Genomic DNA, 21,783 nt, shown 5'->3' on the forward strand with positions numbered 1-21,783 from the left:
GTCTTGTTTACTGGCTTACTATTGGCCGATACGTTCCAGCAGGGCAGGGATGTGAACCTGATCTGCCTTGTAGTTGCCTGTCATGGTGTACATGAGGATGTTGATGCCTACACGCGCCGCCATCTCACGCTGATTTCCGTCTGCGGGAATGGTTGGATAGAGGTAGTTCCCTTCCGTATCGATGGCCCATGCTGCGGCGAAGTCATTGCCACTGATCATGATGGGCGAAACGCCATCGCCTGCACGCACGGGGCGGCTGCCGTCAGAGGTTGTTGCGCTGGCCTGTACCCACATGGGGCTTTGATTGTAGCGGCCCGGGAAGTTATCCAGAATGTAGAAGGTTTTGGTTAGCACATGGTCCTGCGGAACAGGTTCGAGACTAGGGATGTCCAATCCGCGTAACAGCTGCTGAAGCTTTAGCTTGTTTGGCGAGTTTGAGCCGGTTCCAAATGCATCTCTGGTATCGAACAGGATGGTTCCGCCATTACGCATGTAAGCGCTGATCCGCGACATGGCTTCTGGGCTTGGCATTTGCATGCCCGCATCAATGGGCCAATAGATGATTGGGAAGAAGGCCAGCTCGTGGTTTTGCAGGTCCAGACCAATTGGAGCTTCAGGTTCTAATGCAGTTCTGTCTGTGAGCAATCTGGTGAGCCCGAACAACCCGGAGCGGCTGATTTCGTCCACCTCTGGCACGCCTGTTAGCACATAGGCAAGACGTGTATCTAATGAGGCGTCAAGGGCGAACTGTTCTGCGTTGTCTTGTGCCCGTGGTTTATCCGCGCCTGTCAAGCTCAGGCTGGAGGCGATGAGCAGGAGAATGGCAGCGTGCGTGAACTGGCGGCGGCGCAGTTTGCCAGAGAGCCAGAGAAGCGCGAGCGTGTCCAGCAAGGCAAGCAGGATTGTGATGGAGAAGAACCAGCCACGAAGGTCCAGCGGTTTTTCTGAGGGGTAGTCGAGTATCTTTGCCATGGACAGAGGCTTCAGATCGAGTGGGATCAGGTTGTCCTCATCTTCCATGAGGTTGAGTGCGCGGGCTGCATCGTCGGTGCCGTAGAGACCCGGGGGGGTGTTGCGGCCCGGATGGGTGGTTGCAAAATCACGCTCCAGAATAGGTTTATGATTGGCAGAGGGCGGTGTGAGCTTGCCATAGCCATCCAGCATTTTGAGCAGAGGTAGGGCAGATGCAGATGTTGTTCCCTCTTCGTCATCCGGATTGAAAACTGCGGTTGATGATATACTTGTGATGGCCCGCAGCATATCCACAAACCCACCAGAAAGAGGCAGGTTGGACCACTTGGTATCAGGGGTGACATGGAACAGGACAATGGTTCCGTTGCCATGTTTCTTGGCCGTGACGAGAGGTGTTCCGTCTTCCAGAGAAGCCCATGTTCTGTCAGGTAGATCAGCTGTTGGTTCTGCGAGCACCTGACGGTTTACGGTGACGTCCTTAGGAAGAACGATAGAACGGAACGGGCTATTCTCTGAAAACGACTTGAGTGCCTGTGGCTCCTTCCAGGAGAGAGAGCCGCCCAATTTACGGTCGCCTAGACGGAGAGCAACAGGGATGAGCGAGTCTTGTTTTTCCGGGAGTTGCGGACCTGCGAAGCGTATCAGTGTGCCGCCTTTGGAGACCCAGCTGGCAATGTCAGCTTCTGTGGTCTTGGGCAGAGTGCCGACTTCAGCGAGGACGAGAACGGAGATGCCTTTGTCAAAGTAGTCGGAGATGGCTGTGGTGATGTCTGTGCTTTTTGCTGGTGGAAGGTCTGCGAAAGGGGCAAGTGCACGTTCCAGATAGTAAAGCGGTGAAAGCAGAGGCTGAGAGCGGTCGGCAAAACCGCCAGCGAACAGGCCGACTTTTCGGCGGCGCCATTGTTCATCCACGAGCACCGTGCTGCCAGCGTTGGACTTGCCAAGAATTGCGAGTTTAGTGATGTCATTGCGCAGTTCTGACGGCAGCTCCAATGAAATTTCGGCGGCGCTTTGGCCTGCTTTCATCTCGATGGTTTGTTCTGCAATAGTGCGTTGCTTGCGATCGAAGGCGCGGACTGTCAATGTTTCTGCCAGTGGTGCTGGGTGGCGGAGGACTGTGGTTGTCATGGCGCCAGCGCTGTTTTGCAACTGTTTGAGTGCGTAGACCGGGGTGTCAGAGCGGTAGATAAGGAAAGAACTTTCGCGCACGTCTGAGGCTCTGGCAATGCTGGCTAATCCCTTTGCAAAGCTTGTGGTGGATGGTTCCTCAAGCGGTGATGAAAACCAAAGGATTGCACCGGGCGCGTTTTGCTCTGCTTGCTTTTGCAGGGCAGGAATGAGTTCTGACCGGGCAGCTTGCCAGCCTTGAGGTGTCAGTGCACGAAGCTGGTCGGCAACTTCCTGCGCACTGGAAAGACGCATGGGTTGGGCAGGACCATCTGCTGTTGTCACCAGCATGACGGTTCTGTTGTTCTGCGCTGCGCCGTCTACCATGAGTTCCGCCATACGGATTTGGCGGTCCCAATCTGCTGAGGCATCCCATCCATTGTCGACGATGATCCAGAGTGGGCCTGTTTTTGGCTCTGCGATATCCAGAGGTTTCCAGACGGGGCCAGCCATAGCGATGATCAGGACCGCAGCCAGCATAAGGCGCAGCAGGATCAGCCACCATGGGGTGTGTTGCGGGGTTTCCTCTTTGTTGCGAAGAGAAAGCAGGAGGCGCAGAGGCGGAAACTTAACGTGGGCAGGTTGAGGTGGCGTGGTGCGGAGTAGCCACCACAGAACGGGAAGAGCTGCGAGTGCGGTGAGTACCCACGGTGCTGCAAACCCAATTGGGAGAAGAGAGCTGATCATCGCAGGTCTCCCCTCATTTTGTGTTGTGGTGCGTCTGCCAGACGGGAATGAAGTAACATTACCGGCTCGACCGCAGGGCGGTCTGTGTGGTGTAACGTATAGCTCCAGCCGAATTTACGGGCGAGTGAGTTGATCTGGTCTTTATGTGCAGCGAGGCGGTGCAGGTATTCTTGTTGCCAAGTTTGCGCGCGGCCTGCCTTAAGCTGCTCTCCATTCTCTGGGTCTTCGAACTGGGTAGGGCCAGTGAAGGGAAAGGTTTCTTCAATCGGGTCCAGCAGTTGAATGAGATGACCTTTGGCACCAGTGCTGGCGATGTTGGCCATCCACGCTTCCAGCTTTTCTGGTGGGTCGAGCAGGTCTGAGAAGAGTACAATCTCAGAAAAACGGCGGATTCCTTCAGGGTTGGGTAGCGTTGCCTCAGGGTTCTCGTGCACCAGAGTTTCTGCGATGGTCTGCATTGAATTTCTACTGGCCAGTGGCCTTGTCAGGCCAGCCAGACCGACACGTTCGCCAGCTTCATTCAAGGCATAAGTCAGAGCCAGCATGAGCAGCAAAGCGCGGTCACGTTTGGAGGCGGTGGCTTGTCTGCTTTGGAAGCGCATGGAAGCGGAGAGGTCTGCCCAAACCCAAATGGTTTGGGCGGCTTCCCACTCGCGCTCACGTACATACAGATTGTCGTCGCGAGCGGAGCGGCGCCAGTCAACTTGCTGGGCTGCCTCACCAGAGAGGAAAGGGCGGAACTGCCAGAAGGTTTCGCCGGGACCTGCTCGGCGGCGACCATGCCAGCCAGAGGTGACATTGGCTGCAATGCGTCTTGCCTCAACCAGCAGCTCTGGCAAGGTATCAGCAATGGATTGCGCTTCGCCCGTTAAGCCGAAGATGTTTTCCTGTCTGTCTTGAGGAGCGGTCCTCGAAGATAACATATGCGATCCTGTCGGCTTGTTGTTAGGCGATGCGTTCTTTTATGTCTTTGAGCAGTTGCGGAATGGTTTTTCCGTCGGCTCTGGCGGCAAAGGTGAGAGCCATGCGGTGTTGCAGTACAGGTTCGGCCAGAGACATGACATCGTCAACGCTTGGAGACAGGCGTCCGTCTGCCAAAGCACGGGCACGAACGGTCAACATGAGTGCCTGACTGGCGCGCGGTCCTGGACCCCAGGCGATGTATTGGGCGAGATCGTCAAAGCCATCTGCTTCGCCGGGGCGGGCTGCTCTGACCAGTTTCAGGATAGCGTCCATGACGGTTTCGCCCACGGGAATGTGGCGTACCAGTTGTTGCATCTCCCGCAGCTCTTCAAGTTGCAGGACCTGTTTGGATTTGGCTTCTGTCGCCCCTGTGGTTTCCAGCAGAATACGGCGCTCTGCATCTATGTCCGGATAATGGACATCAATCTGCATGAGGAAGCGGTCGAGCTGTGCTTCCGGAAGTGGGTAAGTGCCTTCCTGTTCAAGCGGGTTCTGAGTGGCCAGTACGTGGAAGGGGGCAGGCAGGTCGTGATGATGGCCTGCGATTGTGACGTGGTATTCCTGCATGGATTGCAGGAGAGCGGACTGGGTTCGCGGGCTGGCGCGGTTGATCTCGTCTGCCATTAGTAGCTGGGCGAAGACCGGGCCGGGAATGAAGCGGAAGGAACGCTTGCCGTCCGGGGCTTCCTCCATCACTTCTGAACCCAGAATATCAGAGGGCATCAGGTCTGGTGTGAACTGGATACGGCTGGAATCGAGGCCGAGCACTGTTCCCAGAGTTTCCACCAGTTTGGTTTTTGCAAGACCGGGAACGCCGACCAGCAGGCCGTGCCCGCCAGAGAGAATCGTCACCAATGTGCGTTCGACAACGCTTTCCTGACCAAATATGGAACGGGCGATTTCCTCTTTTGCCTGTCGGATTTTCTCACAAGCCGCCTCTGTGCGTGTGACTATATCCTCTGGTTTGGGGGGCATGCCTGTCATATTGGTGTTCATCGCTGCTCTCTTTTCGTCGCGCGTTGCAACCCTGCCTAGCTCACCTTTGCATCATACTCGGTTTTAAAAAAGGCGATCCCTAGCAAATTTATAGGCCTGTACTTTTCAGCAATAGGCTGACTATGCAGGCAGAAGTGCAATGCAAGGCGCGAAAGCCAGTTTCAAAATGTTTTGATATGATCGGGGTCAGAGCATCCCTGGGTTATAATTTGGTTTGCTCTACCCTAACGGCATTTCTGTGAACAGATAGTGAGTCTGAGGGCTGAGATTCCGTTTGCCCCTGAGAATTGAGAGCATTGCGCAGGTAATAGAGCCCACCAATGACGTCTCTTATTTTGCTGCGTCGATGCTTATCGCAAAGGTATAACTTGGCGCGGGCTTTGAGGGAGGGTAGCGTTAGAGCTTGCGTGACACCATATTACCCCAATAGTGGCGTGTTCCGATGTATTGGTAGAATGACCGTGGTGAGCGAACTTAAAGAAAAGAGCATTCCGGAAATCAAGGAGATGCCGAAAGGTCTTCAGGCTTTGATTTCGCGTGCGGGAAAATCCAAAAGCCTGCCTCCTATCCATCTTTGGAACCCGGAGTTCTGCGGTGATCTGGATATGCAGATCAAGCGGGATGGGTCCTGGTATTACATGGGCACGCCTATTCAGCGTGAGGCTCTGGTGCACCTGTTCGCGACTGTTTTAAAACAGGAAGACGACGGGAAGTATTATCTTGTCACGCCCGTTGAGAAGATTGGCCTGACTGTTGAGGATGCACCGTTTGTGGCCGTGGAGATGGACATTCACCAGCAGGACGGAGAGCAGGTGATTACGATCCGGACCAATTGCGGTGACGTTGTTGAAGCTGGGCCTGATAACCCGATCCGGTTTGTGCAGCAGGAAGAAGATGGCGGGCTGAAGCCTTACATCCTTGTGCGTGACCGATTGGAAGCATTGTTTGCGCGGACACTGGTTCATGAGCTCGCGCCGCATTTGCAAGAGCGTGAAGGCGAGGGTGGACGGGTTGTTGGCATTGAAAGCCATGGTGCATTCTTCGTGGTGGATACGGTCCAGAACCTTGGATTTTAGGAAGAGACATTAGGACGGCGTATTATCTTGTCTGAGTTTACAGCAGAGAATTTCAGATCTCGGGTGATGGACCGGTTGGCCGGTCAAGCCCATGAGCCTGCAGGAGATCACATCCTCAACCCGGATATTCCTGATTATGGTGAGGATCTGGAGCAGGTACGGGATGCTGCTGTTCTGATCGGTATTGTTGACCGGGGGACAGAGGCGTCCATTCTTTTAACCCAGCGTACCGCGCACCTGCGTTCTCATGCAGGGCAGATTGCGTTTCCTGGTGGCAAAATTGATGAGGATGATGACGGGCCTGTGGGTGCAGCCTTGCGAGAGGCGCATGAAGAAGTTGGCCTGGACTCTGACTTAGTAGAGATTTTAGGTGATCTTGGCGATTACTACACGGGCTCCGGGTATCGGGTCGTGCCGGTTCTTGCGACGGTCAAACCGCCGTTGATCCTCTCTCCCAATCCGGCAGAGGTGGATGAAGTATTTGAAGTGCCTTTGTCTTTTCTGATGAACCCTGAGAACCACCAGAAAAAAAGCGGAGAATTCAGAGGCAAAACGCGCTACTATTATGCCATGCCGTTTGAGCAGCGTTACATATGGGGTGTCACCGCTGGCATCCTGCGCGTGCTTTACAATAGGGTTTATGCCTGATGATACGAATGCTCCTGACACATGGGTTGTTGTTCTTTGTTCCTTTTATCGCCTACGCGGTGTGGGTGATGGTTGTGCGCAAGGCAAAGAAAGACAAGCGATTTCGCGATGGCCCGATGTTGTGGTTGAGCATCAGCGGAATAGCTCTTGTCATCGCCAGCCTGATGCTGCTTGCAGAAACAAGCCGCGCACCTCTTGGCTCGCAATACAGACCAGCGCAAGTGGTGGATGGTGAGTTTGTTCCAGGTGGATACGAGACTCCTCAAAAATGACCAAATTACAACAGAGCGGCTGGCTGGACAGTGCTGCTGTTCAGCGGGCTTTTGACGTTCTGGAACAAGACGGTGATGTTGCGCGTGCAGTTGGTGGAACTGTGCGCAATTCTCTACTTGGTGAAGTGGTGGATGATGTTGATATTGCCTGCACTGCCTTGCCGGATGTGGTGCTTGCCAGAGCGGAAGCTGCTGGTGTCAAAGTCATCCCAACTGGTGTTGACCATGGAACGGTGACGCTGGTTATTGATCGCCAACCGATTGAAGTGACCTGTCTGCGCGAAGATATTGAAACGCACGGACGCCATGCGACGGTTAAGTTTGGGCGTGACTGGACGAAAGACGCGCAGCGTCGCGATTTCACAATGAATGCGCTCTATGTGGATCGTCATGGTGAACTGTTTGATCCGCTGGGTGGCCTGGATGACTGCCTCAACCGGCATCTGCGGTTCATTGGAGATGCGCGTGCGCGTATTCGTGAAGATTATCTGCGCATCCTACGGTTCTTCCGGTTCTTTGCGACTTACGGGCAAGGGGAGATCAACGCGGATGGGTATGCTGCCTGTGTTGAGCTGAAAGATGGCCTTTCTCACCTTTCCAAGGAGCGTATCACCAAGGAAGTTCTGAGAACGCTGTCTGCACCGCGTGCTCTCGATTCTTTGCTGCTGATGGAGCAGGGCGGAATCTTGCAGCTCATTTTGGGTGGAGAGGCTGCGAGCTCTCGTTTGGCGCGCCTTTTGGACCTTGAGGATTTGCCTGAGGCAGCTCTCCAGCCAGTGTTACGGCTTGGTGGTGTTGCGGGGCCGCAGGTTGCTGAGCGCCTGCGTCTTTCTAATGCGCAGAAGAAGCAGATTGAGGTTGCTGCTGATATTGCTGAGGCTTTGCGTTTACACGGGCAGAGCAAACAGCAGATGAAAGCGTTGTTGGTTGCTCACGGTACAGATGCTGTTGTTGATGGTGTTTTGACTGCCTGGATGAGCGACATCGTGCAGAGTGAGGCGGAGCTGAGAGAGCTGTTGGCCTTTGCGCAGAACTGGGAGATCCCGAGCTTTCCGCTGACAGGCAAGATGATGCTTGCTGGGGGGATTCCAGCCGGACCTGATATGGGCAAGGCGATGCGGCTGGCACAGCAGATCTGGGCTGATGCGGATTATCAGCAATCTGCTGAGAGTTTGCTGAAGCAGGTGAAAGTGCTGCTAGCTGATGAGGTGAAGTGATCATGAGTGTCAAGCTGCGTGGTCATCACTTGCTATGCGTGCTTACATTTATTGGACACGGCTATTCTCCTGCGTTTTCCAAGAACTATGAGGCTGTGGTGAAGCGCTTGAATGCGGGAGAGGCTGCCTTACTGGTTGAGGGGCCGGATGAGATTTGTGCGGTTCTGATCAGTGAAGAAGAGCAACCGCATTGCTTTAATTGCAGTGTGGTGGAGCGTGATAAAGCGGCTGTGACGTTGATCTCTCGTCTGCTTGGGACTGAGTTGCGTGTTGGTGATGAGCTTGTGCTGAGTTCGCATTTGGTCACCAAAATGCGGAAGGCATATGCTGAGGGTGTTTTTAAGACAGCCTGCCAAAACTGCGAGTGGGTGGAGTTTTGTGATGAAATCTCCTCATCTGGCTTTCAAAAAGTCCATCTTCGCAATCCAATGAAACTCTGAAGTCGTTTACCTTTGTTTTGAGGGACTTAAGCTGCTTCTGAAATTTTCATTGGTGCGTATTCTTGTCCGAAAACCGGCTTCCACTTTTCGGGAATGCAGTTTGGTCTTCAAATTTTAACAGAATGCCCCCATATGGAGGGCAATATGAGTTTACGGGCAGGTTTAGGGGTTACATGCTTGCATTGAATAAGTTTCCAAAGTTTCTCACCTTATTGGTGTTCTCGATCGGTCTGATCTTTGTGACAGCTGACTTTGCTGAAGCAAAGCGCGGGTTTAGCTTCGGTAGCCGTGGTTCACGTAGCTATTCAGCTCCAAAAGCGACCAAGACTGCACCAAAGGCGGCTCCGGTTCAGCGGACCATGACACCTAACAACGGCACCAACACAGGTGCGCAGCAGCAAAATGCAGCTGCAGCCTCCAAGGCAGCTGCAGGCCAGCGCCGTGGTTTGTTTGGCGGTGGTTTCCTCGGCTCCATGCTGGGCGGTCTGGCACTTGGTGGATTGCTAGGCATGCTGTTCGGTTCCGGGTTCGGCGGTATGGCCGGGTTCTTCGGCCTGATCATGCAGGTGCTGCTGATCGGCGGTGGTATCATGTTGTTAATGCGGTTCTTGCGGGGACGCCAACAGCCACAGGCCGCTGGTGCTGCCCATGGATACCAGCAGGAGCCACAGCAGAACCAGTCGTTCAGCTTTAATGATGCGGGTGCGCAGGATGCGCCGCGTCGTTCAGGATCTTCTGGCATTCCGAACACCGGTTTTGGTGGTGGTCAGGCGCCTCAGTTTGAGGAAAAGCCTGTCTTTTCTACCGAAGCGGATGATGAAATCGGCCTGACTGCGGATGACTTTGATGCCTTTGAAGCGCTGCTGACAACCGTCTGGACTGCTTATGGCTCTGAGGATTACGGTAAGATCCGTGAAATCGCGACGCCTGAAATCATGGGTTACTTTGCTGAGGAACTTGGCAAGGCTGCGTCCAACGGTCTTGTCAATGAAGTGCGCGGCATCAAGCTGCTTCAGGGTGACCTGAGTGAAGCATGGCGTGAAGGCGACAAGGACTATGCGTCTGTCGCAATGCGCTATGAGGCCATTGATGTGATGCGTGAGCGGGCCAACAACAAAGTGGTTGAAGGCAATCCGGATGTACCGGAAGAGCGGACAGAGATCTGGTCGTTTGCTCGTGATGCCGGTGAGAGCTGGAAGCTCTCAGCTATTCAACAAGCTGATTAATCAGAGCAGATAATAGAAATTGGAAAGGGGCCTCATGGGCCCCTTTCTCTTTAATGGTTCGATGGGTCTTGTGCTGCTAAAGCAATTCGCGTTTTAGCTGAAACGCTTGATCTGCTTTAGCTTTTGCTTTTGTGTATCTACCTCCGAAAACCGATAGGCACTTTTAGGAGATACGCTTTAGGTTGCGACAGAAAGCTTTACATTGATGTTGTTGCGGGTTGCGTTGGAATATGGGCAGACCTCATGCGCTGCAGCGACGAGTTCTTCTGCCTTAGCTTTGTCCATGCCCGGTACGGTAACAGCCAGAGCAATTTCCAGACCGAAACCACCTTCGGAGCGTGGGCCAATGCCAACGGTTGATTCCACGTTTACGTCTGCAGGCAGAGCGATGTCAGACTGCTGAGATGCTACAAACTTCATAGCTCCGATGAAACATGCGGCGTATCCAGCAGCGAAGAGCTGTTCCGGATTGTTGCCTTCACCACCTGCGCCACCCAGTTCTTTGGGGGTTGCAAGTGTCAGTTCCAGAGCACCGTCCTTTGTTTTTGCAGTGCCGTCCCGGCCACCGGTAGCAACTGCGCTTGTTTCATAAAGAACGTTAACTGGCATTTGGTATTCCTCGTTGTTGTTATGTATCGTGCACGATTAAATCCTATGCGATATAGTTAAGAAGAAATGTGGGGTGCTGTCAATCAAAACGTGAATTAATCGTGTGCGATTTAGTTTGACGGCTTTTATATTGATGGGTAGAACGGGGAAAGAGGATGTTACTCAGGACTGGAATACGGTGATGGCCGAGAAGAAATCTGAAGAATTTCAAGGCTTTGGTTTAGATCAGCATTTGTGCTTTGCCATCTATAAGGCCAACCACGCCTTCAATCGGTTTTATAAACCGGTGATGATGAAGCTTGGGGTCACGTATCCGCAGTACATCACTTTGCTTGCTCTATTGGAAAAAGACCATCAGCGCGTCTCCGAGTTGGGGGAGCGCCTGTTCCTTGAGTCGAACACTCTGACACCGTTGCTTAAGCGCCTTGAAGAAATGGGCTTTCTTGCTCGTGCGCGCTCCAAAGAAGATGAGCGGCAGGTTATTGTTAGCCTGACGAAAGAAGGGCGTGATTTGAGTGATGGCGTGATTGACGTACAGCACTGCGCCTTTTCCAATCTGGATGTGCCGGTAGAAACCATTGGCCAGCTGGTTGAGCAGCTTAATGACATTCAGGAGATGTTGACGGAAGCCAAAGAGAAGGTTTCCAGCTAAAGATCAGCTGTCGGGCAGCATCGCTTTTTCAAAGGGATCGCGGCCATGCTGATCATATAAGCAGCACAGGTCCTGCACTTCTTCCTTTAACAGGACAAACTGAGAAAAGCCGACGAGCTCTCCGTCAATATGTATTGGGGAGACGGTGACGAGTATGGTGGTGGTTCCGTATGGATTGGCCACATAACGCACCGGGTCTTTGCGGCCATCTTTGAACAGCTGCAGCATGGCATCGAACCTCGGGTTGGTGATGGCGCGGCGGTGGTTTTCTTTTACATTGTGCCCGATGTGGCGGGGCTGGCGATCCAGATTTTCTGAAGCCCATTTGTTGTAGTAGAGCAGCTTGCCGTCTTTATCGATGATGGTGACACCGATGCCTGCTTCCTCCAGCAAACGGTCAGCCCAGCCCGACAGTCTCCATGCTTCCAGTATGCGTTGTTCTGTGACTTCCGGCAGTTCGCTCTTGTTGTCAGTCATGTTTGCTTACTCGCTGTTCGCCCAAACCTTAGCGAAGGCGAGTAAGCAATTGCTTTCAGAAATACTCGGGTTTTCTAAAGCTATGAGAATGCGGCGGCTGTTTTGAACTTGCGCTGGCGTGCCCAGAGAATGCCCAGTGAACCGGCTGTCATGATGACGCCTGCCAGGATGGCGATTGGATCTAGGAGTGTCTGAGGCAGATAGCCAGCTTTGTCGGCGATGAGCTCAAACAGCAATGACGTGAACGGCAGGGCGGCGATTGTGGCAACGTAGTTCTGACTGCCAACCAAATTAATCGCCTGCATGGACAGGAACATGGACACACCGCGCAGGGTTATGCCGACACAAATGGCCGCGAGCCACATGGTAGGGCTCCAGACCTGTGTCAGGTCGATGAGCGGCAGGTTGCTGGTCCAGTCTGTTGCTTGCTGTGTTGCAGCAGGGCCATCGGTGATGAGCGAGAGGGCGGCGAGGGCGATGAGCATGATCAGGGCGCTAGCAACCAGCATAACGCCGCTGAGCGAGGCGCGCTCCTTCAGGTCATCTCCCTGATTTTGAGGGTGGGATTCTGCGATAATAACGGAGGCAACCACTGCAAATTCTGAGAAGATCATCAGATAGACGGCGGGGTTGGAGTAGGTGCCTTCCAGCGAGGAGATCAGTAGAACAACGCCAAGAATAATGATCAGATGACCGGGCAGTTCCAGAGCGGTGGGGAGCCGGAAAAACAAGAGAGCAAAGGCGAGCGCTGAAAACGGAACGGAGACAAGGCCGAAAAAGCCTGCGTTCGCCGCACTTATGTACAGCAGTGAGGCTGTGAAACAGGCAGCAGAGAGGACGCGGGCAACCCCGTAGGCCCAGGTGTAAGGGCTCTTGAGCGCATCCATTGTTGCGCCCAGCTTTCGGCTGATGGCGATGAGGAACAGGCCGCCAAACATCAGCTGAATGATAGTGAAGATCCATGGATCAAGATTGTAAGTAAGCAGCAAGCCTTTGCTTATGACAATCAGAAACGCCCAGCTTACCATGGTGGCAAGGCAGACAATCAAGCCCTTGGGGGTCAAACTTAGTACTCCTCTCCGACGAATTCGCCGGTGATTTTCAGGCCATCAATTCCGGTCTGGCCGTTTTCTTTATAAATGCGCCTTGGGTATGCCCCTGCATGATTGGCAATATGATCTGCAAGTTGTTCAGAATGTGTGACGAGCCAGATCTGGCTGCGCTCTGAGGCTTTGGCAATGACTTTGGCGAGTGGTTCCAGCAAGTCAGGGTGCAGGCTGGCTTCGGGTTCGTTGAGGGCAATGAAGGAGGGCAGGCGGTAGGACAACATAGCGCCAAGCAGCGCGAGATATTGCAATGTGCCGTCCGACAGTTCCTGAGAAGGGAACGGGCGGCGGATTTCCGGTGTCTGTAATGCGAAGCGGCAATCCTGCCCATTGGCTTCGATGATCAGCTTGCTGTTGGGGAAGGCATCATCGACCGCTTCCTGGAGATAGAAGGTGTCCTTGCGGATTTCCTTCAGTGTTGCGAAAACTGCAGCGAGATCGTTGCCATCTGATGAGAGCGTTGGGGTAGTGACATTGGGGCTTGGACGACGTAACAGGCTGTCCCGGTCACTGCGGAAGGTGTGGTAGAAACGCCAGTCTGCAATTGCGCGGCGGACCAGATCTAACTCCGGAAACTGGCTGCCATCGCGAATGCTGGCGAGGGCCGTCTCGGAAGGCAAAAGCTCGTTGTCGTAGGTTACTTTGCTGCCGTTGCTGGCGCGCAGAAAGGCACTTGGGCCTTTGCGGTTCATCAGCACGACAGACTTGGAGCCTGTCAGAAGGTTTAGTTCTTCTTCTCTCACCATGGTCTCGTAGGGCAGGGCGGGATCAGAGATCGGGTTGGGCAGGCCCAGTTGGATGCGGTAGGAAAGATCCCCCAGATCGGCACGCAGGATGATGCGCTTCTTCTCGTGGGTTTTCAGGTCTCCTGCCCACATGACGCTGTCCACGCCGCCTTCCTCTGAAACAGCGCGGGTGATACGGCCCAGTGCGGCTTGCTGCAGAAGTTCAAGCGACTTGTAGAGGTTCGTTTTACCGACGCCATTGTTGCCGACAAACACGTTGACGGCACCAACTCGCATGAACAGCTTGTGTACGGACCGGTAATTCTCAATACCGATCGCCGAAAGAGGGGGCATAGACATCTGGTGAAACTTTTTTGATATATCTTCGGTAGGTATGGTTGAGAATAAGCAGGTTGGCTCACGAATGTAAATTGAACCGCGGCATTCATGCACCGGAAATTCACGTTTTGTTCGCCTGTGGTTGATGAAGCCCTGTGCTTCATGGCAGGGTTGTCCAAACTGCTTTATGGTTTCGTTGTCGTGTGTTCTCGCCTGAGAGGGATCGTTCCTTTTTCGGGACTGCGCTTGAGAGGTTAGTGTCTATGTCTGATCAAAATTCTGATGGTATGCGGCAGGAATCCGATAGTTTTGGTGTGCTGGATGTTCCCATTGGCAAATATTGGGGTGCGCAAACCGCACGGTCTCTGATCAACTTTCCCATTGGCCGGGAGCATCTGCCGCCTGCGCTGATTCATGCATTGGGTGCGGTGAAGCTGGCTGCTGCCAGGGTGAATATGGAAGAGGGGCGTTTGTCAGAAGATCTGGGCAAGGCCATTTGCCAGGCAGCGACCGAAGTGATTTCCGGCAAGCTGGATGCGCATTTCCCGCTGGTAATCTGGCAGACGGGGTCTGGCACACAGTCCAACATGAACACCAACGAGGTGATTGCTAACCGTGCCATTGAGTTGCTTGGCGGACAGATCGGCACCAAGTCTCCTGTGCACCCCAACGATCACGTGAATATGGGGCAGTCCTCTAACGACACCTTCCCGACGGCCATGCACATTGCGGCAGCTTGTGAGATCAACAAGGTGCTGCTGCCGGCCCTGACACATCTACACGACACCATGGAAGCCAAGGTGGCGGCCTTTGCAGATATAGTGAAAATTGGCCGGACGCACACGCAGGATGCGACGCCTTTGACATTGGGGCAGGAGTTTTCTGGCTATGTGGCGCAGCTGGAGTATTCCAAAGAGCGTATTGAGCAGAGCCTTGTGGGGCTTTATCGGCTGGCGCAAGGTGGTACAGCGGTTGGAACCGGGCTTAATTCAACGCCAGAGTTTGCCAGTGCGTTTGCTACTCATGTGAGTGAGGTGACAGGCCTGCCATTTGTGACGGCGGTCAATAAATTTGAGGCATTGGCCACGCATGATGCAGCTGTGTTTGCACATGGTGCGCTGAACACGCTGGCTTGTTCGCTGATGAAGATTGCCAATGACATTCGATTCCTTGCTTCTGGTCCGCGTTCCGGTCTTGGTGAGATCAGCCTGCCAGCCAACGAGCCGGGCTCTTCCATTATGCCGGGTAAAGTGAACCCGACCCAGTGTGAAGCGGTGACCATGGTCTGCGCTCAGGTGATGGGCAATCAGACAGCGGTGAGTGTGGGTGGATCGACAGGGCACTTTGAGCTGAACGTGTTCAAACCTGTAATTGCCAACAGCCTGTTGCAGTCCATTGAGCTTCTGGCCGATTGCATGGTGAGCTTTGCGGACCGCTGTGTTGTTGGCATTGAGCCAAACATTGAGCGTATTGAAGAGTTGCTGGAACGGTCCTTGATGCTGGTGACAGCACTTGCGCCCACCATTGGCTATGACAAAGCAACCGAGATTGCCAAGTCTGCCCATAAGAACGGGACCACACTGAAGGAAGAAGCTCTTCGTCTTGGTTATGTGTCTGCGGAAGAGTTTGACCGTGTTGTCCGGCCAGAAAAAATGGTCAGACCGGGGTAGGGCGGTTGCCACTCATCATGATATTCAGAGTGTGTTTCAGGCAGGCTTTTTGGTCTGCCTCCTCTAACTGCTGAGCCCCAATGAGCGTTGAATAGAGGATCTGGCTGTTGATCTTTGCATGCCTTTGGGTTTGGGGGATTTGAGAAAACAATTGCTCGACGTACTCCAGACGCCGCTGATCAATTTTGCTCATATAGGCGCCGGCGAGATCATCAAACTGGGCCCAGTTGCGGATCGCGGCGGAAACGCCGGTTGCGCCATACTCCAATGAGACCTCACTTGCTGCAATCTCGATCAGATCATAGAGGCGCTGTTTAGGAGCGGGGCTGCCTGCATCGACCTGCGCGATGATTTGTTGTGTGGCTAATTGCTCCCAATGGTCCAGCATTGCTCTTTTTAAAGCAGCAACATCCTTGAAGTGCCAATAGAACGAGCCCTTGCTCACCTTCAGTGTTCTGGCAAGCGCTTCGGCCTTCAGGCTCTGAGGTCCATTCGCGGCTAGCGAGCGGAAGCCGCCTTTGATCCAGTCCAGCGCTGTGAGTTTGGTTTTCTCTGTCATTCTTTTCACCATACGCTGCCGTATTGACAGGGTCCAGCATTAAGCTACCATACGCTACCGTATGGAATCAAAGGTGAGGCAATTCCTATGAATAAGTGGCTTTTGGCTTCTGGTATCCTGTCGTTGCTATTGATGCTGGTACATGTGTTTCTGGGTGGGCCAGAGATCCTCGATCCTGTACTGGGCAGTGATCTTCATTCTGTGGTGATCGCGGTGCTGTCGGTGGTCTGGCATGGAATCACTGTGGTGATGCTGGTGAACGGCGTGTTGTTGTTGGCAGCTGCCTTTAGAGAGGAACTGGCCGCTGGTGGTGATTGGGCAATATAGCGGGTTCACGCTACTGTTCATCTACTACGGCATCACCCAGTTGGGTAACCTGATGGATATGCCACAGTGGATTTCCTTCGCGATTATAGCCGGCTGTGTGGCGATGGGATTGCGGAAGGCCGGGCGTGCAAATGCATTGCGGAGTTCTGTAGCCTGAGTGGTTGATATGGGTGACGCCCAAAACTGCTGCGTGTTGACATTTCGCGGTTGGCGCTTTTATTGTCATCATCGGTCGGCAGTTCCCAAGGCGTCGCTGCCCCGTAAGGGGAGCTAAACCTGCCATTCACTTCGACAGCAATCGACATTCTTGTCCGATGCCGCTTCGCAAGCCAGCGACCACGAAAATGTAATGCGGCTCGAGAGGATTTTTCAATGTCGAGAGTCCCAGTCCCTCTTCGTTCGCCTGATATCTCCAAGTTTGCGCGTAGTGTTGCCCGCCAGATGAAATCTCGCGGTGATACTCCCTCGCATGTGGAGTTGATGAACATGCTCGCCAAAGCGGCGGGTTTCCAGAACTTCCAGCATCTAAGAGCTTCGCATTCTGCTGGTCGTCGCCTCGATACAGAGCCGGTTGTCGAGACGGTAGACCATCGGCTTGTTGAGCGCGCCCTCAATCAGTTTGATGATTTGGGGCGATTGGTGAGCTGGCCGTCACGGCGGCAGGTTCAGGTGCTTTGTCTTTGGCAGCTGTGGTCCCTTATTCCGGCTGGTGCATCGCTTCGGGAGAAAGAGATCAACATGCTGCTCAAGGAAGGACACTGTTTTGCTGACCCTGCTTTGTTAAGGCGTGAGCTGTTTAGTCTCGGGCTTTTGCATCGTAATCGGGATTGTTCTGATTACAGACGGCAGGAGCAACAACCACCGCTGGAAGCGCGTGATCTGATCAAGCGTTTGAAGGGGAGAAGTTTGGAAAGTGAGACTGGCAGTTCTGCCATGTCGTTCATTGTCAGGCCGAGCGCTTAGACTTCATTTACCTCAGCAGCTTCGTGATCTGATGGTTGATCGCCGCGGTAGAGACCGCGATTGGACTGCACTAGCTTTGTGATGCGATCAGCCATTAAACGGACCTCAGGCAGATTACGGCGTTCCTCGTGGAGTATGATCCATTGCTCACCACTGAGTTCTGCTATTGGTGGTCCGTAGCGATTGAGTAGAGGATTGGTATCGCCAACAAAACAGGGAAGCACTGCGATACCAGCGCCAGCCTCCACAAGGTCAATCAAGTTATGTGGTGCACTCACAAAAGTGGTGATGTGCTCCAGATGATTTGCAAGAACCCAGCGTATTGAACTGGTTTGGGCAAATTCCGGTGAGACACTGAGCCATGGCATGTCAGTAACTTGAGTTTTATCTGCATGCACGTAGGGGGCGAAACTGGTTGTTGTCAGTCGTTTTGATACCAATCCGGCTTCATGAGCCTGGGTACTTCTAAGTCCAATATCAATCTCACGTTTCTTGATAGAAAGACGTGCTTCGCTGCTTACAAACAGAAGATCAAAGTTATCTTCTGCCCTTTGTAGGTCTTTGATATGGCGCTGTAGAAACTTCATGGTCCAGCTTCCGGCGGACAAACGCACTTGTGGGCGACGTGTCGTGGATTGCAGCCATTGTTCAAACCCAGCAAAAGCAGTCTGAAATGGATCCAGCTGGTCACGCATGCGTTTACCGTCCGGTGTTAGCGTGTACCCCGCAGGCAAGCGGTCAAACAACTTCAGGCCCACTTCCTCTTCCAGTTGCAGGATCTTTCTGCCCAATGTTGCCGAGCTGCTGTTGAGTTGCTGAGCCGCATCTCTCAGCGTGCCGCAGTCAGCCAGCACCAAAAAAGCGTGAAGGTTGTCGAGCATTCCAGATTTCATTTTTGAAAACCGTATTTAGAAATCAGTGACTGGTGCGTTTAAGAAGGTTTGCGGACAGTAAGGCATCTTCTTGAAATTGAGAAAACACCATGCTTTTTATGTCATTAAGCGTCAATATTGAGCCCGATAAAAACAAACTGCGCCAAGAGCAAGAGTATTATGAAACACATGCCGAATCCGTCTCATACGGCGTTTGGTGTGCTGTGTTTGCGGTGGCCGTGTTGTTGCTGGGTTTTTTCTAGTTAGTCAGAGCAGGAGTGCTTTGAGGCCAGTAGAGCACCAAGCCAAAACTGGATTGGTGCTCATTATGTCAATGTTTGGTCTGGCTTATGGCCACTTTACCACGGGTGGCATGGAGGACAGGATGGAGGAGACGTTTCCGCCTGTCTTGAGGCCGAAGATTGTGCCGCGGTCGTAAAGGAGGTTGAACTCTACGTAACGGCCACGACGGACCAGCTGTTCTTCACGTTGTTCGAGCGTCCATGGGGTCAGGAAGTTTTTGCGGATCAGCTTTGGATAGATGTCGAGGAAGGCGTTGCCGACGGATTTGGTGAGGGCAAGGTCTGCATTCCAGTCGCCGGTGTTGTGGCGGTCGTAGAAAATGCCACCGATGCCGCGTGCTTCGTTGCGGTGAGGCAGATAGAAGTACTCGTCGCACCACTTCTTGAAGTGCTCGTAATCAGCCCCCGGATGGTCTGTGCAGGCTGCTTTCATGGCCTCATGAAATTCGACAGTGTCCGGATCTTCCTGCGTGCGACGTGCGCTGAGCACAGGTGTCAGGTCTGCTCCGCCACCAAACCACTGCTTGGTGGTGACGACCATGCGGGTGTTCATATGCACTGCTGGTACATTTGGATTGTGCATATGGGCGATCAGGGAGATGCCGGAAGCCCAGAAACGCGGGTCTTCGCTGGCTCCGGGGATCTGATCGCGGAACTCTGGCGAGAACTCACCGTGTACGCTGGAGACGTGTACGCCAACCTTCTCGAACACACGTCCATGCATCAGGGACATGACACCGCCGCCGCCGTGGCCGCCGCTGTGGTCTGTACGTTCCCATGGGGTCCGCTCGAAACGTCCAGCTGGCTGGTCAGAGAGAGGGCCGTCCAGTTCCCCGACTTCTACTTCCAGCTGCTCAAAGGCATTGCAAATGTTGTCACGCAGCTGGCTGAACCACGTGGATGCCTCTTGTTTTTTGTCTTCCAGATCTGCTGGAAGCGTGTTTTGTGTCTCGCTCATAGTCCCTCCTTGAGCGCAAAGCGTTCTTTGCTGTTCTATGTAAGGGAGCGCAACTGAGAAGTACAGGTGAGGCGGAGCGGTGCGTGGAGCTATTTGGATCTGTCGAGGATGACCGGATACTTTTCAGGCTGGACGTAGTTGCCGTCACATTCGGGCTTGGCACGGAACTCCATCAGTTGGGGGTAGCCGTCGGAGGTGAACTTGTGGACCTCGTAGGTGCCACAATCTCCAAGACCGCGGCTTTCCGTGAAGCTGGTCAGATCTCCGGTCTTGATGTCCCAGACACCGTTGAAGACCACGTCAGGGTTGTCGTTGCCTCCGTGTTTTGGGCGTTCAAAGGTCAGCAGCTTGGCGTTGTTGGGCTGGCGGGAATCTATACGGATGTAGAGGTGGGCCATGTTGTAAAGGTTGTTGGCGCACATGAACTCCAGCACCTTTACGTCCTTGCTGAACTGCAAGACGTGGTTGCCGGTTAAGTCGTAGGCGTCTTTCCAATCACAGGGGTAGGCTGCATCCAGCATGTTTATGTAGCGGTTCAGGATTGATGGATCGTGCTGTGTGACGGGTTTGACAGGTTCGGCGTGTAACGAGCTTGCCAGTAGAGTTTCGAAGAGAACGGTTGCTGCAAAGCAGGCTGTGAATGTTCGGGGCAAGGTTTGGAACACGGCGATCTTCCTCTTTGGACAACCCCAAAGCAGTTCGCATTTAAGTTGAAACATATGAACTGCTTTAGTCTTTGTTTTTGCGTATCTTTATCCGAAAACCGATTTCCACTTTTCGGAGATACGCTGTAGTCTTCTTGCTGTGTCCCTGAAGATGCCTTGCCAGCCTTACTCTTGCGCTAAAACTCTTGGTTTCATCGTGCTTACCAAGAAGCTTCGGGCTTTAATGGACTTGCTGGCCGCTTTTATCTTGGCGGGTAGATCAACGGGTAATCCGTTGGCTCACGGAATTTGCCGTCACACTGCCGCTTGGCGCGATACTCCACGAGTTCCAGATACCCTTTGGGTGTGAAGCGGTGGATTTCAAAAGAGCCGCAGTCAGAGAGGCCGCGATCCACTGTGAAGCTGGTGAGAGCGCTGCGATTGTGATCCCAAAAGCTGTTGAACAGAATGTACCGGCTGGTGACTGGCTGGTCCTCAGGACGATCGAGGGAGACGAGCTTTGCAGACTGGTTTGAGTTTTTGGTGCGACGGATATAGAGGTTCGCCAGATTGTGCATGCCAACGGTGCAGGAGAACTCGAGCACCTCGACGCCGTTGCCGACGTCGTAAAGGTTATACCCGCTTCGTGTGTGTGCATCATGCCAATCACAGGGGTATATCTCGTCCAGCAGGTGGAGATATCGATTCAGGACGGCCTCGTCATGCAGGTTGGCATGGAGGACGGGTTCGACCGGTGCTCCTGCGAAAGTGGGCTGTGGAACTGACAGCAAAAGTGCAAAGCAAAACAGATGAGCGAATCTTCTCGAAAGACTCTCAAACATCGCAATAAAAACCTAAATCGCGCAAAGCAACGCATTCAATAACGCAACTAGTTTAGATTGTGTTTTATTCAAAAACAATCTGTTTGACGAAGTGCTTCACCCAGGACCATGCCAGTGGAAACAGCCATGTTGAGAGATCGCATGCCGTTCTTCATTGGAATCAGCAGCCTTGCATCTGCAACTTGATGGATATCTTCCGGCACGCCCGAGCTTTCGCGGCCCATCAGGATCAGGTCATCTTTCTTGAAAGCGAACTGCGTATAGGGGCGTGATCCTTTGGTGGTCATGAGGATAAGTCGGCGTTTTTCGGCTATCTGCCATTCACGAAAACTCTCCCAATCCATATGGCGTTGGAGTTTGGCGCGTTCGATGTAATCCATGCCAGCCCGTTTAAGTGCATGATCAGACAGGGGGAAGCCTGCCGGTTCGATCAGGTGTACCGTCACATCCATGCAAGCGGCCAGCCGTAATAGGGTCCCGGTGTTCTGCGGAATGTCTGGCTGGTAAAGGGCAATATCTGGCATGTTGTCGGGTGCTCGCGTTGTTTCCTGAAAGAATGGCTTATGGAAGCATCTCTTGGGCATCTAGAGGAACCCGGGGAAAATCTCCAGAAAAATCATAGAGTTTGTTGATAGGTGGGGCGTTCCGGTAGGTGAAACCTAATGGAAATCAAGAGGTTCTATCTGATTTCGTGATATATGTTGCGAAAAAGATACACCACATCCTAAAGTGGTTTTCCGTATTTTTTGGGGCTAGGCATGTCTCCGCCTTTATGAGTATAAGCATCTCGCACCGGCCGAGAGCCCTCATCTTACTTGACGAGACTCTCCGAGTTGCTGATCGCCCGATCAGCTATTTTTTAACGTTGGAACTAGGGAGACATACATGATTACTGAATTTGTGCTCGTGAACGTAAATGTTCTCCCAGCGACTGGCGCATGCGCTATGCATCCCGCCAAAAACGCAGGTTACGCCGTTTCCGCTTAGAAGGCGGATTTCCAACACTTTCTAGCTCGTATTTTCTTAATGCAGCCCTCTTCACGGACGTATTACGTCTGCGGTTGCATGCATATG

Annotated in this window: 24 protein-coding genes; 11 read left to right on the plus strand and 13 right to left on the minus strand. The window is 53.2% G+C overall.

Annotated elements, in window-relative coordinates:
- Positions 1–18: 18 nt before the first annotated feature.
- Genes PsWM33_RS10905 through PsWM33_RS10915 form a run of 3 tightly spaced genes read right to left on the minus strand, consistent with a single transcriptional unit; the run spans position 19 to position 4,785 of the window.
- Complete coding sequence (locus PsWM33_RS10905) at positions 19–2,826, minus strand: DUF4159 domain-containing protein (protein ID WP_208994512.1); 2,808 nt, start codon at positions 2,824–2,826, stop codon at positions 19–21.
- Positions 2,823–3,749: a DUF58 domain-containing protein gene (locus PsWM33_RS10910; protein ID WP_063298344.1), complete on the minus strand. Its 927-nt coding sequence runs from the start codon at positions 3,747–3,749 to the stop codon at positions 2,823–2,825. The genes PsWM33_RS10905 and PsWM33_RS10910 overlap by 4 nt, the downstream gene beginning before the upstream one ends.
- 22 nt (positions 3,750–3,771) lie before the next feature.
- Positions 3,772–4,785 carry an AAA family ATPase gene (locus tag PsWM33_RS10915; RefSeq protein ID WP_063300219.1) on the minus strand — a complete coding sequence of 338 codons (1,014 nt, stop codon included), beginning with the start codon at positions 4,783–4,785 and terminating at the stop codon, positions 3,772–3,774.
- Between the two features lie 455 nt (positions 4,786–5,240).
- Here PsWM33_RS10915 and PsWM33_RS10920 point away from each other — a divergent pair, with 455 nt between their 5' ends.
- The 6 genes from PsWM33_RS10920 (at position 5,241) to PsWM33_RS10945 (ending at position 9,664) form a co-directional block, all read left to right on the plus strand.
- On the plus strand, positions 5,241–5,861 hold the full coding sequence (locus PsWM33_RS10920) for a DUF1285 domain-containing protein (protein ID WP_063298342.1): 621 nt from the start codon (positions 5,241–5,243) through the stop codon (positions 5,859–5,861).
- A 27-nt stretch (positions 5,862–5,888) separates the two neighbouring features.
- Positions 5,889–6,509, plus strand: a complete 621-nt coding sequence (locus tag PsWM33_RS10925) for a CoA pyrophosphatase (RefSeq protein ID WP_082596903.1) — start codon at positions 5,889–5,891, stop codon at positions 6,507–6,509.
- Positions 6,509–6,781 (plus strand): DUF6111 family protein, encoded by a 273-nt coding sequence (locus PsWM33_RS10930; RefSeq protein ID WP_208860182.1) that lies wholly within the window; start codon positions 6,509–6,511, stop codon positions 6,779–6,781. Before PsWM33_RS10925 ends, PsWM33_RS10930 begins: the two co-directional genes overlap by 1 nt.
- Positions 6,778–7,998 carry a CCA tRNA nucleotidyltransferase gene (locus PsWM33_RS10935; RefSeq protein ID WP_063300220.1) on the plus strand — a complete coding sequence of 407 codons (1,221 nt, stop codon included), beginning with the start codon at positions 6,778–6,780 and terminating at the stop codon, positions 7,996–7,998. Before PsWM33_RS10930 ends, PsWM33_RS10935 begins: the two co-directional genes overlap by 4 nt.
- 2 nt (positions 7,999–8,000) lie before the next feature.
- On the plus strand, positions 8,001–8,438 hold the full coding sequence (locus PsWM33_RS10940; RefSeq protein ID WP_063300221.1) for a DUF1284 domain-containing protein: 438 nt from the start codon (positions 8,001–8,003) through the stop codon (positions 8,436–8,438).
- A 173-nt stretch (positions 8,439–8,611) separates the two neighbouring features.
- Positions 8,612–9,664 (plus strand): TIM44-like domain-containing protein, encoded by a 1,053-nt coding sequence (locus PsWM33_RS10945; protein ID WP_063300222.1) that lies wholly within the window; start codon positions 8,612–8,614, stop codon positions 9,662–9,664.
- Positions 9,665–9,841: 177 nt separating this feature from the next.
- On the opposite strand, the gene PsWM33_RS10950 is transcribed toward PsWM33_RS10945, so the two are convergent.
- On the minus strand, positions 9,842–10,273 hold the full coding sequence (locus PsWM33_RS10950) for an organic hydroperoxide resistance protein (RefSeq protein WP_063300223.1): 432 nt from the start codon (positions 10,271–10,273) through the stop codon (positions 9,842–9,844).
- Between the two features lie 181 nt (positions 10,274–10,454).
- Here PsWM33_RS10950 and PsWM33_RS10955 point away from each other — a divergent pair, with 181 nt between their 5' ends.
- A complete protein-coding gene (locus tag PsWM33_RS10955) occupies positions 10,455–10,925 on the plus strand; it encodes a MarR family winged helix-turn-helix transcriptional regulator (RefSeq protein WP_208994513.1) in 471 nt (156 codons plus the stop codon).
- A 3-nt stretch (positions 10,926–10,928) separates the two neighbouring features.
- Here PsWM33_RS10955 and PsWM33_RS10960 read toward each other — a convergent pair whose 3' ends face one another.
- From PsWM33_RS10960 to PsWM33_RS10970, 3 genes are all read right to left on the minus strand, one after another.
- Entirely contained in the window at positions 10,929–11,402 is a 474-nt protein-coding gene (locus tag PsWM33_RS10960; RefSeq protein WP_063300225.1) for a PAS domain-containing protein, read from the minus strand.
- Between the two features lie 80 nt (positions 11,403–11,482).
- On the minus strand, positions 11,483–12,466 hold the full coding sequence (locus PsWM33_RS10965; protein WP_063300226.1) for an EamA family transporter: 984 nt from the start codon (positions 12,464–12,466) through the stop codon (positions 11,483–11,485).
- A 2-nt stretch (positions 12,467–12,468) separates the two neighbouring features.
- Positions 12,469–13,593 (minus strand): AAA family ATPase, encoded by a 1,125-nt coding sequence (locus PsWM33_RS10970; RefSeq protein WP_057463613.1) that lies wholly within the window; start codon positions 13,591–13,593, stop codon positions 12,469–12,471.
- Positions 13,594–13,835: 242 nt separating this feature from the next.
- Here PsWM33_RS10970 and fumC point away from each other — a divergent pair, with 242 nt between their 5' ends.
- Positions 13,836–15,242, plus strand: a complete 1,407-nt coding sequence (fumC, locus tag PsWM33_RS10975) for a class II fumarate hydratase (protein ID WP_057463612.1) — start codon at positions 13,836–13,838, stop codon at positions 15,240–15,242.
- Here the strand turns inward: fumC and PsWM33_RS10980 are convergent.
- Positions 15,229–15,801, minus strand: coding sequence for a TetR/AcrR family transcriptional regulator (locus PsWM33_RS10980; RefSeq protein ID WP_063300227.1), 573 nt, complete (start codon positions 15,799–15,801; stop codon positions 15,229–15,231). The two genes, fumC and PsWM33_RS10980, sit on opposite strands and share 14 nt — an antisense overlap.
- An 87-nt stretch (positions 15,802–15,888) precedes the next feature.
- Between PsWM33_RS10980 and PsWM33_RS28005 the strand changes: the two genes are divergently transcribed.
- The 3 genes from PsWM33_RS28005 (at position 15,889) to PsWM33_RS10990 (ending at position 17,091) form a co-directional block, all read left to right on the plus strand.
- Positions 15,889–16,128 (plus strand): hypothetical protein, encoded by a 240-nt coding sequence (locus PsWM33_RS28005; protein WP_208994514.1) that lies wholly within the window; start codon positions 15,889–15,891, stop codon positions 16,126–16,128.
- The gene (locus PsWM33_RS28010) at positions 16,109–16,285 is read left to right on the plus strand and encodes a hypothetical protein (RefSeq protein ID WP_208994515.1); all 177 of its coding nucleotides are present in this window, start codon (positions 16,109–16,111) and stop codon (positions 16,283–16,285) included. The genes PsWM33_RS28005 and PsWM33_RS28010 overlap by 20 nt, the downstream gene beginning before the upstream one ends.
- 215 nt (positions 16,286–16,500) lie before the next feature.
- Entirely contained in the window at positions 16,501–17,091 is a 591-nt protein-coding gene (locus PsWM33_RS10990) for a DUF2087 domain-containing protein (RefSeq protein WP_208994516.1), read from the plus strand.
- Here the strand turns inward: PsWM33_RS10990 and PsWM33_RS10995 are convergent.
- The 5 genes from PsWM33_RS10995 to PsWM33_RS11015 all read right to left on the minus strand — a co-directional run bounded on the left by PsWM33_RS10995 (position 17,088) and on the right by PsWM33_RS11015 (position 21,233).
- Positions 17,088–17,972: a LysR family transcriptional regulator gene (locus tag PsWM33_RS10995; protein ID WP_208994517.1), complete on the minus strand. Its 885-nt coding sequence runs from the start codon at positions 17,970–17,972 to the stop codon at positions 17,088–17,090. The genes PsWM33_RS10990 and PsWM33_RS10995 overlap by 4 nt on opposite strands.
- A 339-nt stretch (positions 17,973–18,311) precedes the next feature.
- The gene (hemF, locus tag PsWM33_RS11000) at positions 18,312–19,223 is read right to left on the minus strand and encodes an oxygen-dependent coproporphyrinogen oxidase (protein ID WP_063300229.1); all 912 of its coding nucleotides are present in this window, start codon (positions 19,221–19,223) and stop codon (positions 18,312–18,314) included.
- A gap of 89 nt (positions 19,224–19,312) precedes the next feature.
- Positions 19,313–19,942 (minus strand): DUF1176 domain-containing protein, encoded by a 630-nt coding sequence (locus PsWM33_RS11005; RefSeq protein ID WP_153039924.1) that lies wholly within the window; start codon positions 19,940–19,942, stop codon positions 19,313–19,315.
- 188 nt (positions 19,943–20,130) lie between these two features.
- A complete protein-coding gene (locus tag PsWM33_RS11010; protein WP_063300230.1) occupies positions 20,131–20,709 on the minus strand; it encodes a DUF1176 domain-containing protein in 579 nt (192 codons plus the stop codon).
- Between the two features lie 68 nt (positions 20,710–20,777).
- Positions 20,778–21,233: a tRNA (cytidine(34)-2'-O)-methyltransferase gene (locus PsWM33_RS11015; protein ID WP_063300231.1), complete on the minus strand. Its 456-nt coding sequence runs from the start codon at positions 21,231–21,233 to the stop codon at positions 20,778–20,780.
- Positions 21,234–21,783 lie beyond the last annotated feature (550 nt).

The organism is Pseudovibrio sp. WM33, from assembly GCF_001623165.1.
Classification (GTDB): Bacteria; Pseudomonadota; Alphaproteobacteria; order Rhizobiales; family Stappiaceae; genus Pseudovibrio.